This is a genomic window from Pedobacter sp. GW460-11-11-14-TSB4 (genome assembly GCF_059423705.1).
Genome location: NZ_JBWKYI010000009.1, coordinates 97,163 through 110,062 on the forward strand (window position 1 = coordinate 97,163; position 12,900 = coordinate 110,062).

The following is a 12,900-nucleotide window of genomic DNA, read 5'->3' on the forward strand; positions in this document are numbered from 1 at the left end:
GCTTAAAAAGCGCAGTGATGATGCTCATGCTAGCTTCATGGCCGATAAAAAACAAATTTTTATGAAAAAAATATTCATATTCCTCATCGCCGTAACGCTGTTTTCGGCATGTAAAAAAGCATTAGATGTTGACAATTTAACGGCATATGATCCCAATCAAATTTGGAACGATCAATTATTAGCTGATGCTTATTTAACCAATATTTATCCTACTGCCTTCGGCAACTGGAATGCAAGTGCCGATCGCAACAGCGATCAGCTATCGGGTATTGCTTTTCCGCAAGATGCTGTAACCATCACCAATGGCGGTTTGGGTAACTGGAATTACGCTCCGGTTAGGTTGGTTAATCAAGCTATTTTGGATATACCTAAAGGAACTTTACCCGATGCCACCAAAAATAGAATTTTAGGAGAAGCCTATTTTCTCAGGGCCTACTTTTATTTTGGAATGGTCCGTACTTATGGTGGTGTCCCTTATATCAAAATCCCACAGGATAAAGATAAGGATGAACTTAATGTGCCTAGAAACTCAACCAAAGAGTGTTTTGATTTCATGAATGCCGATTTAGATCAGGCTATTGCCTTGCTGCCAAAACGTAATTTGCCGAGTTCTGCCAGCTGGGGCAGAATTGATGGTAACTTCGCCCTGGCTTTTAAAGCAAGAATGTCACTTTATAAGGCTTCACCACAATTTAACCCAGGCAATCCATGGGATAATGCCTATTGGGCCGATGCTTATACCGTAAATAAAAAAGCTTATGATGATTTAAAAACACAGGGTTACAAACTGGTAAGTGACTATTCGACGATAGCACTTGCTGAGCGTAATACCGAAGTAGTTTTTTCTGTAATTAATCAGTTTCCGGATAAAACGGCAAGCTGGGACAACGGACTTCGCCCCTTATCTTTAGCTAGAGGCAACACTGCTGTAACCCCAACTTACGAATTTGTAAAGGCCTTCCCCATGAAAGATGGAAAACTTTATAATGACCCAACCAGTGCCTATTTTGTATCTGATGCTGATATGCTAAAATCGTATTGGAAGAATAGAGACCCAAGGTTTGAAAAATCTATCGTTTGGAATGCAAAAACCTATCCTGTTGCAGGTACGGCTGCCGGCTATCGGCAATATACTGCATTGGGCATTGCCAATGCTTTGGATAATAACGGGATTAATCCAAATTCTCCAGACCGCTCTACCAATAATAATGTAAATGCAGGATTCTTTGTGTTAAAAGGTTGCGATTTAACCTTAACGCAAGCTACTGTATTACAATCCGGCGTAGATTATGTATTGATGCGTTATGCAGAAGTCATGTTAAACTATGCAGAAGCTGCGAACGAAACGAATCATTTAGCAGATGCATTGGATATATTGAAACAAATTAGAACCCGTGCGGGTATTGAACCCGGTGCAGACGGAAACTACGGTATAGTTGCCACCTCCCGTGAGCAAATGCGTAAAGCCATTATGGACGAAAGGAATATTGAGCTTTGTTTTGAAGGTTTTAGGTTTAACGATTTGAGAAGATGGCGTATGTTTAGTTTGTTAGATAACAAAGGCAAAACGGGCTTAGAAGCCATTGCCATAGAAGCCAATGGTACAGAAATGGCACTGGCAAAAGCGAGGTCGCTCGGCCAGGCTAACCAATTGTTAGAAGAGAACTTCAAATATGTTCCGTTAAGTGTACCACAAACCGGTAACAAACTCAATATTGTTCCTGACAAATATTATTTTGCACCTATAGCACAAAACATCATTGCAAATGCTAATAAATTACAGCAAAACAAAGATTGGGGAGGCACTTTCGACCCTACGCTCCAATAATTAACAGAAAGTATAAAGGGGTATGCTTTTTCATGGCGGCCCCTTTTTTAATAATATAATTTTAATAACAATAACACAAATGACCAAGTCCATCAAAACCTTTTCCTACTTATTTCTTGTTTTCTTTCTCCCCTCATTATTTTCAAAAGCAGCAACACCTATAGAAGATCTGGCAAAAAGGATTGTTAAACCTTATGCTAAAAACATCATATTTGAGCAAAGCCAAACCGCTTCAGGAAAAGACTATTTTGAACTGGAAAGTAAAGAAGGTAAGCTGATTGTAAAAGGGAATAGTTACAACTCGATGGCTTATGGCCTAAACCACTACCTTAAATATTATTGCAACACCTCCGTTTCCTGGTACAAGGATGATCAGATCGATCTTCCCAAATTAATGCCCGTGTTAACAAGTAAAATTAACCAGGAGGCAAGGGTTAAAAACCGTTTCTTTTTAAACTATTGCACTTTCGGTTATACGATGCCCTGGTGGGGATGGAAAGATTGGGAGCATTTAATTGACTGGATGGCCCTTAACGGCATCAACATGCCGCTTTCCATTACCGGGCAGGAAGCCATCTGGTACAAAGTGTGGTCGAAAATGGGTTTAAGTGATGAGCAGATCCGCAGTTATTTTACCGGACCAGCATTTTTGCCCTGGCACAGGATGTCGAACATCGACCACTGGGATGGCCCATTGCCAAAATCATGGCTGGATGACCAGCTCGCCTTACAAAAGAAAATCGTTAAGCGCGAACGCGAGTTAAACATGAAACCCATTTTACCTGCTTTTGCCGGACACGTTCCACAGGCCATTAAAACTAAGTTTCCGAATGCAAAAATTACTGATTTGGGTACCTGGGGAGGTTTTAGCGAAGAATATTACAGCCACTTCATCGATCCGTTCGATCCATTATTTAAACAGATACAGACCGCCTTTTTAGCAGAGCAGACTGCGGCATTTGGAACGGACCATATTTACGGTGCTGACCCTTTTAACGAGGTAACCCCACCGAGCTGGGAGCCTAAATACCTGGCCAGTGCTGCGGATGTGATTTATAGCTCCATGAAATCAGTAGACCCGTCGGCCGAGTGGCTGCAAATGACCTGGGTATTTTACTATATGCGCAAAGAATGGAACAACGAACGCATCAAAGCCTTTGTTAGGGCCGTACCGCAAGATAAAATGACACTCTTAGATTACTATGCCGAAAGTACCGAAGTATGGAAACTCACTGAGTCGTATTTTAACCAGCCTTATATCTGGTGTTACCTGGGCAACTTTGGTGGCAACAGCATGCTGGTGGGAAATTTGCAAACCGTTGAAGACAGAATGGAAAATGCATTTAAAAACGGGGGTGCGAATTTAACCGGAGTAGGCTCAACGCTCGAAGGTTTTGATGTTAATCCGGTGATGTATGATTATGTTTTTGAAAAAGCATGGAGCACCGGCAAAACAGATGTAAACAGCTGGACGAACAATTGGGCCAACAGAAGATTGGGCAGTGTAGATACCAACAATCAGGCGGCATGGAATGAGCTGATAAAAGAAGTGTATAACAGGCCTTCGCAACTGGGGCAGGGGATTTTAGTAAATGCAAAACCCACTTTAAAGGGTACCGCACATTGGACTCCGAATCCAAAGTTTAACTATAACAACAAAACACTTTTTGGAATATGGCAGAAAATGCTTGCGATTCAAAATCCGGCTCACCAATCCTTTAGTTATGATCTGGTTAACATCGGCAGACAGGTTTTGGGTAATCATTTCATTACGTTGAGAGACGATTTCGCGGCTGCTTACGAGAGAAAGGATATTGTAGGAATGACCAAAAAGAAAGCGGAGATGTTAAGCCTGATTGACGACCTGGATGAACTGTTGGCTACACAACCGAGTATGCTTTTGGGAAAATGGATAGCTGATGCCAGAAAATTAGGTAAAAATGCCCGGGAAAAGGATTATTATGAAAAAGATGCTAAAATGCTGATCACGGTTTGGGGCGGCAAACAGCGTTCGTTAAACGATTATGGCAACCGCAGCTGGGCAGGCTTAACCGGCGATTTCTACAAAAAAAGATGGGAAATGTTTTTGAATGATGTTTTACTCAGCGTTAAAGAAGGAACTAAATTCGATGAAAAGGCCTTTAAACAGAAAACATACAAATTTGAAGACCAATGGGTAAATGAGCACAAGGCTTTTAACAGTTCACCTGTTGGCAATAGTTTTCAGAAAAGCCAGTTACTGATGCTCAAATACAGCCCTTATTTCGATTAAAATACAGTTTTAAATATTTTAGTGGATATAAATAAATCTGCCAAAATGCTTTCAAAAGCCTGCAAGTCGTATGGATAGCAGGCTTTTTTTATTTTCTGCCATGAGGTGGGGCAAAGGCGTATGTTCCACTGGATAAGCTTCCACAATCCATCTTTTCAGCTCTCGTGTTTGTATACATATGAGCACCGGTTTATTGGCTTTCCTGACAGGGAAAACCCCGGAGCAGAAGGAAATCTATATAAATTATTACCCCTTTGTTGTAAGGATAACGCCAATACTTCACCCATTATTGCGCCTGGAAAAATATAGTCAAAAAACGTTGTTTTCGTCTTTTATACCTTATACTTTTGACTTTTCGTCTCTGTGAAAATTGCTGTTAAAGCGTTGATAAACAAAGTTTAAATTGTTTTTTGTAGGGTGAAGAGACAATTTCTACCAAAAAAAGGAAATGATATGAGCACATACGTAACTGGTTTTCGGGAAATCGACAAGGCTGACCTTTTGAGCGTTGGAGGTAAGGGTGCCAATCTTGGCGAGCTATCTAAAATTGAGGGTATCCATGTGCCCGATGGTTTTTGCATCAACACCGAAGCGTACAAAAAAATAACGTCGAACAATAAGGAACTAAATGGCTTAATGGATGAATTGAGTCAGCTTAAAACGGAAGATCGGTCTGCGGTTAGCAAAACCAGTGCAAAAATCCGTGCAATTATCGAAAACATATCCATTCCTGATGACATAAGCGAAGAGATTGAAAATTATCTTGCCCGTTTTGATCAACATACAGCCTTTGCTGTCCGATCGAGTGCTACCGCCGAAGACCTTCCAACCGCATCTTTTGCAGGTCAGCAGGATACCTACCTGAACATTATTGGAAAAACAGCTGTCCTAAAACACATCAGCAAGTGCTGGGCATCCTTATTTACGAACAGGGCTATAATTTATCGCATCCAGCATGACTTTGATCACCATAAAGTGCAGTTAGCCGTGGTGGTGCAGCAAATGGTTTTTCCGCAGGCTGCAGGAATCTTATTTACGGCCAATCCGGTTTCCGGAAATCGGAAAATCTTATCCATCGATGCCAGTTTTGGCCTGGGTGAAGCCATGGTTTCAGGCCTGGTGAATGCCGATAATTATCAGGTGTGCAATGGCAGGATTACAGATAAAAAGATATCGACCAAGAAACTGGCTATTTATGCCTTAAAGGATGGAGGTACAATAACTCAGGAACTTTCTGCAGAAGCGCAAAACAGGCAAGTGCTCACTGACGAACAGATTTTACAACTTGAGCAAATGGGCCGAAAAATCGAAGCACATTTCGGCCAGCCCCAGGATATAGAATGGTGTTTGGCTGATGATGTATTTTACATGGTACAGAGCCGGCCAATTACTACTTTATATCCCATTCCGGAAACAAATGACGCTGAAAATCATGTGTATATATCTGTTGGCCATCAGCAAATGATGACGGACCCGATGAAACCACTGGGATTATCGCTATGGCAATTAAGAGCGGCCAGGCCGATGTTTAGCGCGGGTGGAAGATTGTTTGTTGATGTTACCGATAGTTTGATTACGCCATCTGGAAGGGAGAATTTATTAGATGCAATGGGGCAACACGATCCGCTCATCAAAGATGCATTAATCACCATTACCGGGCGAGGTGATTTTATCAGATTGCTACCAGATGATGGAAAGGTAACCCTGCTGGCCAAAAGTACTAAAGGCATGTCGGCTTCGGCGATTTTAGCACAAGTAGGAAACGACCCGGCTATTGTTGCTGATCTGATTAAAAAAGATGAGGCATCAGTAGCAGCACTAAAGCAAGCTATCCAAACGAAATCAGGACCTGATCTATTTGATTTTATTCTGGAAGATATCGGGCAATCGAAGAAGATGATATTTGATTCGCAGCACATGGGTGTGATCATCGCCGCAATGAATGCTGCAGCCTGGATCAACGAAAAGATGGACGAATGGTTAGGTGAAAAAAATCCGGCAGATGCACTGTCTCAGTCGGCACCCAATAACATCACCTCAGAAATGGGTTTGGCACTATTGGATGTGGCAGATGTGATTCGCCCTTATCCAGAGGTAGTTAACTATTTACAGGAGGCAAAGGAGGATCATTTTTTAGATGGCCTGATGCAGTTTGATGGAGGTAAAGAAACCCGCGCCGCAATTAACGCATATCTCGAAAAATACGGCATGCGCTGTGCCGGAGAAATTGATATTACCAATACACGCTGGAGCGAAAAACCATCCATACTCATTCCCCTGCTGCTTAGCAATATTAAAAATTTTGAACCCAATGCCGGCAAGCGAAAATTTGAGCAGGGGCAAAGGGAAGCTTTAAAAAAGGAAAATGAATTATTGGATAAATTGGCATCTCTGCCAGAAGGCGAACAAAAAGTAAAGGAAACCAAACAGATGATCAACCTGCTACGGAATTTTGCAGGTTACCGCGAATATCCAAAATACGGAATCGTTAACCGCTTCTTTATTTATAAACAGGCCTTACTGAAAGAAGCCGAAAAGCTTTTAAAAGCCAAAGTGATCAGCGAGAGCGCAGATATTTATGACCTCACCTTTCAGGAATTGCGTGAAGTGGTAAGCACCAATACATTAGATATTCAGCTTGTACACCAAAGAAAAGAAACCTTTAAACAGTACGAAAAACTAATTCCACCAAGGGTAATTACATCCGATGGAGAAGTTATAAGGGGTAAATACAAACGCGAAAATCTTCCGGCCGAAGCCATTGTAGGTTTGGCGGTTTCTTCAGGAGTGATTGAAGGACGGGCACGCATCATCCTAAACATGGAAGATGCCGATCTGGAAGATGGAGATATTCTCGTTACCCCATTTACCGACCCCAGCTGGACACCCTTGTTCGTCTCCATAAAAGGCCTGATTACCGAAGTTGGCGGATTAATGACGCATGGCGCTGTGATTGCAAGAGAATATGGCCTGCCCGCAGTTGTGGGTGTAGAAAATGCGACCAAACTGATCAAAGACGGGCAGCGCATTAGGTTAAACGGAACGGATGGATTTGTTGAGATCCTGTAATTGGAGCAAAGTTTGGCCAGGTAAAATCACTAGTTCTATTATCTGAAAAAGCTTTCTATTCAGTTTATATAGCTGTGCGGGATTGATGTTCCCCAAGAACCACCTAACCAGGTTAAATAAACCTTGATCGCAGCGGCACGCAGTAGCGCGAATGAGCAGGACTTTCGGGGCCAATGCACACAGGAACCTGCTTTTCCAAAAAAAAGAAAGATTATGATGCTTGGGGAAATTATATCAAGATTAATACCAATCATTTCCTAAAACAGTCTTATTTTTATCGCAAGATTAACTAACATGATAAATAAATATTGGCTTACCGTAACGGCTTGTGCTTTAGCCATTACAGCAAATGCTCAGCAGAAAGCTTTAACCGTTAAAGATTACGAAAGAGCGGAAAGTTTTATGAGCTACAACACCGCAAAGTACATCGACCATGCCAGTGTGCAACCAAACTGGCTGGATGGCGATAAATTCTGGTACACCACTAAAACCAATGGTGCCGAACAAACTTTTTTGGTAGATCCGGTAAAGAAAACCAAAACGTTAACTACCGACTATAAAAGCAGTGCAACGCCATCACGCCGGGGCGCTGGCCGCAATGAAGTTTTGTCTCCTGATGGGAAAAAAGCCGTTTTAATTCAAGATTACAACCTGTTTGTTAAGGATGTAGCCACAGGAAAATTAACACAGTTAACCACTGATGGCATTAAAGATTATGGTTATGCTACCGACAATGCGGGATGGAAACATAGCGATGCACCGATTTTGCGCTGGTCGCCTGATTCGAAAAAGATAGCCACTTTTCAGCAGGATCAGCGAAATTCGAAAGACATGTATCTGGTAACCACTAATGTAGGCGCGCCAGAATTAAAAGCATGGAAATACCCTCTGCCTGGTGATAAACAGATTGCAACGATTAGAAGAGTAGTTATTGATGTAGAAAATGCGAAGATGGTTTCGCTAAACATCCCGGCAGATCAACATCGTGCAACCTTAAGCGATGATATTTCGAGCAGCGGTACTTTTGATGATATCGACTGGAAAGCCGATGGTACTGAAGTGGCCTTCCTCTCTACTTCCCGCGATCATAAAAATGAAAAATTCCGCATTGCCAATACTACAACAGGCGCGGTTCGCGAAGTTTTTGAAGAAACGGTAAAAACACAATACGAATCTGGTCAGGGAGCCATCAACTGGCGCTACCTTCCGGCATCAAAAGAAATTATCTGGTATTCGGAAAGAGATAACTGGGGCCACTTGTACTTGTACGATGCGACCAGCGGAAAATTGAAAAACCAGATTACCAAAGGCGATTTCGTAGTGACCCGTTTAATTAAAGTTGACGAAAAAACACGCACACTTTATTTCATGGCCAATGGCCGCGAAAAAGGCAATCCTTATTTCAGCCATTTATACAAAATCGGTTTCGACGGGAAAAACCTGGCATCGTTAACCCCTGAAGAAGGCAACCACCAGGTGGTATTTTCTCCTTCGTTTGCATATTTTGTAGATACTTATTCGCAACCAGATGTACCAGCGGTTACTGTTTTAAGAAGTATCGATGGGAAACTGATCAATACTTTAGAGAAAACAGATGTATCGAGGTTAAGCGCTACCGGCTGGAAAGCCCCTGTTCCGGTTACAGTTAAAGCCAAAGATGGCAAAACCGATATTTACGGACTGGTTTTTACACCAACCAAAATGGATGCAGGGCAGAAATACCCGGTGATCGATTATATTTACCCAGGTCCGCAGGGTGGTAGTGTAGGCAGCTGGTCTTTTGCGGCTTCGCGTGGCGATAATCAGGCTTTGGCCGAACTGGGCTTTATTGTAGTGGTAATAGAAGGAACCAGTAATCCCGACCGCTCTAAAAGTTTCCATGACATGAGTTATGGCAATATGGCCGAGAATACCCTGCCTGATCAGATTGCAGCCATCAGACAGCTTTCTGCTAAATACCCTATTGATACGACAAAAGTAGGGATCTGGGGGCACTCGGGTGGTGGTTTTGCCACCGCTGCGGCCATGTTCCGTTATCCGGATTTCTTTAAAGTGGGAATTTCAGAATCAGGAAATCACGATAACAGAAATTATGAGGACGATTGGGGCGAGCGTTACAATGGTTTGGTAGAAAATTCAGATTACGAAGCACAGGCCAACCAGAACTACGCTAAAAACCTGAAAGGAAAACTGATGCTGGTACATGGTATGATGGATGATAATGTACCACCTTACAATACATTACTCGTAGTTGAGGCATTAGAAAAAGCAAACAAATCTTTTGATCTGGTTATTTTTCCAAATAGTGCACACGGTTATGGCGATTACTCGCCATATATGACCCGACGACGCTGGGATTACTTTGTACAACATCTTTTAGGAGCAGAACCACCTAAAGATTACCAGATGAGAGGCCCCTCAGCAAGATAATTTTTTAAGAGCAACTTTAACCGGTTGCTCTTTTTGTATATTGTGCTAAACAAAGCTTCTTTTGGATCGTTTTAGTTCGTAAACAATAATCATGGGAAAAACCAGAGGTCAGAATAACATAATCATCACCGGTGCTACAGGAATGGTTGGCGAGGGCGTATTGATGCAATGTTTAAACAGTCCGGAAATTGATGGTGTTTTAGTCATCAACCGCAAGCCTTGTGGGTATACGCATCCTAAGCTAAAAGAAATTATCCATGCTGATTTTTTCGATTTTTCGCCAATTGAAAATCAGCTTTCGGGTTATAATGCCTGTTTCTTTTGTTTAGGCATTACCTCAGTAGGTGTTGATAGCGATACTTATTACAAAATGACTTATACCCTAACCATGCATGTTGCCGAAACCTTAAGCAAGCTGAACGATGGAATGACTTTTTGTTATGTTTCAGGAGGGGGAACTAATGCGAATGGCCGGTTGAAATGGGCGCAGGTAAAGGGTAAAACGGAGAACGATTTAATGAAATTACCTTTCAAACAGGTATTTAATTTTCGCCCGGGTTTTATTAAACCATTGCCAGGACAAAAATACGCACACAAATTTTATACTTATATCAATTGGTTATTTCCTGTTGGAAGGGCCATTTATCCTGGTGGATTTTGCACCATGGCCGAGCTGGGCAATGCCATGATTAATACTTTAAGCCATAATGACGAGCGACGGATTTTAGAAGGGAAAGACATTATTGCCTTGTCAAAAGAATAAGCCCAGGTACTACAATGAGTGCCCGGGCTTAATCATTTTATCAGCTCCTTATAGACCAGTTTAGGTTTGTTTAGTTGTTTTTAGCAAATTTTAATACAATGCAGCAGTGGCATCTTTATCTTTTTGTGATAATACTGTTGCGCCCGATCCACATTGGCCACCATTCATCAGTGATAAAGCATCTGTTCCGGTAACACCAGGAACGTTTGTAGCCGTAGATTCGCCCTGAGCTGACCAGTTCGTATGTCTGAAAGAAATACAGTGTCCAAACTCATGGCATATTGTTCTTGCACGTTGTGCAAAGGAATTACCTGCAATGCCTGCTTTGTTAATTCTAACCAGCGCACCAGCACTTCCGCCCGAAGGGAATTGTGCCATACCACAGGTAACATATCCCGGAGGCGCTGTTAAGGCTTCGTCTTTGATTAAGATATCGTATGGCGCTGTAGTTACGATACTAAACCTTAAGGTTGAACCTGATACACCATTCCATTGCGCAATTGCACTATTGATCTCGCTGCTCATAGAAGTCATAGATGGATCTACAAAAATTCTAATATTCAGTTTTTTAGTGCTGTTTACAATGCTTCCGGTGTAGTATTGCTCTGTTATTGCGCCAGCACCATTAGCCGGGATTTCCATGTTTTTCGGAAATGAAATATCCTCTTCTACGATAAATTCATTGCCATTATCAACAATACTTGATGCAGGGAAACCAAGGTCTTTAATGTACTGTAAAACTTTGTCAGCATTTTTTACCGTTTCTTGTGGCGCAGTGGTCGATTCCTGATTTTTTTTACAGGCGGCAATTACCAATGCCACCATGGCAACGATGGCAATCTTTTTTAGATTATTTTTCATGAAGTTTAAGTTAGTTAAGTCCTTTCGGAGCTGATAAACAAATGTAACAGAAGGTGTTACATTAATATCCGCCCATTTTATTATTTTACACGAAAACTTAATTAGCATATGATGTAATGTTGTAAAGCTATATTTGTATTTAAAAATTTACACAAACAGTCTGTTTTTATGGATTTTTTTTAATGGGATTGATTGGTAAACCGAAAATAACGTGCGGGCGGCACCGCTTGCAGGTCGAAAAAAAACAGACTACCAGTTAATTCTTCTTACCTTACCAAATTATGGCCGGAAGGCCCAAATTTTATAGTATGCAAAATGAGAGTATAGCCTTACAGGCGAAGGTGTTTTTATACCATTTAAACAATGCCAACAACGAAAATGGTTTTCGGGCCAAAGAATCTTGGAAGTTTAGCCAGGTAAGTGAGCAGGGAAAGGCCGAAATAGAACATGATTTCTTTCCGACGGTTTCTTACCGGGTAGATCCAAAAAAGATACATGATTTTGCAGCGAGCGTATTATTGCAGCTTAAAGAGCAACCTAAAGTTAATGTGCCCGATCGGAATGTCAGTATCCAAACCGGATCGGAGTATTTTATCGCCTATTCTCCTGATAGGGTGATCAGGTAGGAGGCAAAGATGGATGATGTAAGATGGGAGATGGATGATGGAAAATGGATGGGGAAATGTTTATTTTAAAAATATTTTCATGCTGATTTTTACACTGCCATAGGGTTGTCAGTGGCCTGTGTTTTCTTTGTGTAACTAAAGCAAAAAAGACATGGTACAGGAACAATTATTCGCAGAAACAATGGAAGAAACTTCCCTTGTGTATTTAATGAAAAATTATGCAAACTATAATTTCTGGGCAAATTTAACCTTGGTAAACTGGTTAAAAAATCATCCGGAACAATTATTGGAGCAGGAAGTATTATCGAGTTTTAAAAGTGTAAAGTTAACGCTCGCCCATATTTTACAGGCGCAGGAGTATTGGTATTCAATCCTCACTAAAACCGAATTCGAATTTCGCGAATATGGAAGTTTGAATGATATTTTTGATGCGCTGTTGAAACAGTCAGAAAATTTAGCCGTTTATATTACCGCAATTAGTGAAGATAGATTTAATCAGAAAACGGAAATCCAAAGCCCCTGGTTCACTTCCGACTTTCAGAATTTCGAATATGTGTTACATGTTTTCAACCACAGTACTTACCACCGTGGCCAGATCATTACGATTTGCCATAATTTAGGCATAACAGGTGCACCCATGACGGATTATAACTTCTATAATGTAATGGCGAAATAAAATGCCATTTATTAAAAAAGGCTTGTCAGGAAATCTCATTCAATAAAGATTTTCCGACAAGCCTTTTCTTTTGGTCATATTAAACGACCTTCGATTATTTTTTATTATCGTACTTCCGTTGATTATCCTTGTTAGAAGTTTGATCTGACCGCTGGCCACCGCCATTGGTTATTCCCTGGATTTTTTTATCCGTTTTAACATCGTGGTTCGCCCGATCGGCTATTGAACTGCCCTGAACGGTTGGATTGTTTTTTGGTGTGATCGTGTTTTTCATCATGCTAAGATTTAGTAAATAAATTGCAGCGCGCTATAATAACAACCAATATGTTATCGGATATGTTTTGATTTTTTGAAATTGTTCGTCATTTCGAGCAA

The 12,900-nt window shown here is 41.3% G+C and carries 9 protein-coding genes; 7 read left to right on the plus strand and 2 right to left on the minus strand.

The window, feature by feature from the left end; genetic code table 11:
* Positions 1–61 precede the first annotated feature (61 nt).
* The 5 genes from AC07YT_RS11320 to AC07YT_RS11340 all read left to right on the plus strand — a co-directional run bounded on the left by AC07YT_RS11320 (position 62) and on the right by AC07YT_RS11340 (position 10,362).
* Entirely contained in the window at positions 62–1,828 is a 1,767-nt protein-coding gene (locus AC07YT_RS11320; protein ID WP_086549438.1) for a RagB/SusD family nutrient uptake outer membrane protein, read from the plus strand.
* Between the two features lie 79 nt (positions 1,829–1,907).
* Positions 1,908–4,100 (plus strand): alpha-N-acetylglucosaminidase, encoded by a 2,193-nt coding sequence (locus tag AC07YT_RS11325; RefSeq protein ID WP_086548044.1) that lies wholly within the window; start codon positions 1,908–1,910, stop codon positions 4,098–4,100.
* Positions 4,101–4,553: 453 nt separating this feature from the next.
* Positions 4,554–7,169 (plus strand): phosphoenolpyruvate synthase, encoded by a 2,616-nt coding sequence (gene ppsA / locus AC07YT_RS11330; protein ID WP_086548043.1) that lies wholly within the window; start codon positions 4,554–4,556, stop codon positions 7,167–7,169.
* Positions 7,170–7,463: 294 nt separating this feature from the next.
* A complete protein-coding gene (locus tag AC07YT_RS11335; protein WP_086548042.1) occupies positions 7,464–9,599 on the plus strand; it encodes a S9 family peptidase in 2,136 nt (711 codons plus the stop codon).
* 91 nt (positions 9,600–9,690) lie between these two features.
* Positions 9,691–10,362 carry an NAD-dependent epimerase/dehydratase family protein gene (locus AC07YT_RS11340; protein ID WP_086548041.1) on the plus strand — a complete coding sequence of 224 codons (672 nt, stop codon included), beginning with the start codon at positions 9,691–9,693 and terminating at the stop codon, positions 10,360–10,362.
* Positions 10,363–10,452: 90 nt separating this feature from the next.
* On the opposite strand, the gene AC07YT_RS11345 is transcribed toward AC07YT_RS11340, so the two are convergent.
* Complete coding sequence (locus tag AC07YT_RS11345; protein ID WP_494945319.1) at positions 10,453–11,223, minus strand: M57 family metalloprotease; 771 nt, start codon at positions 11,221–11,223, stop codon at positions 10,453–10,455.
* Between the two features lie 308 nt (positions 11,224–11,531).
* Between AC07YT_RS11345 and AC07YT_RS11350 the strand changes: the two genes are divergently transcribed.
* Both AC07YT_RS11350 and AC07YT_RS11355 read left to right on the plus strand, forming a co-directional pair.
* Entirely contained in the window at positions 11,532–11,849 is a 318-nt protein-coding gene (locus AC07YT_RS11350; RefSeq protein ID WP_494945320.1) for a hypothetical protein, read from the plus strand.
* 151 nt (positions 11,850–12,000) lie between these two features.
* The gene (locus tag AC07YT_RS11355; RefSeq protein WP_478359504.1) at positions 12,001–12,525 is read left to right on the plus strand and encodes a DinB family protein; all 525 of its coding nucleotides are present in this window, start codon (positions 12,001–12,003) and stop codon (positions 12,523–12,525) included.
* Between the two features lie 94 nt (positions 12,526–12,619).
* On the opposite strand, the gene AC07YT_RS11360 is transcribed toward AC07YT_RS11355, so the two are convergent.
* Positions 12,620–12,799 (minus strand): hypothetical protein, encoded by a 180-nt coding sequence (locus AC07YT_RS11360; protein ID WP_086548038.1) that lies wholly within the window; start codon positions 12,797–12,799, stop codon positions 12,620–12,622.
* Between the last annotated feature and the right edge of the window lie 101 nt (positions 12,800–12,900).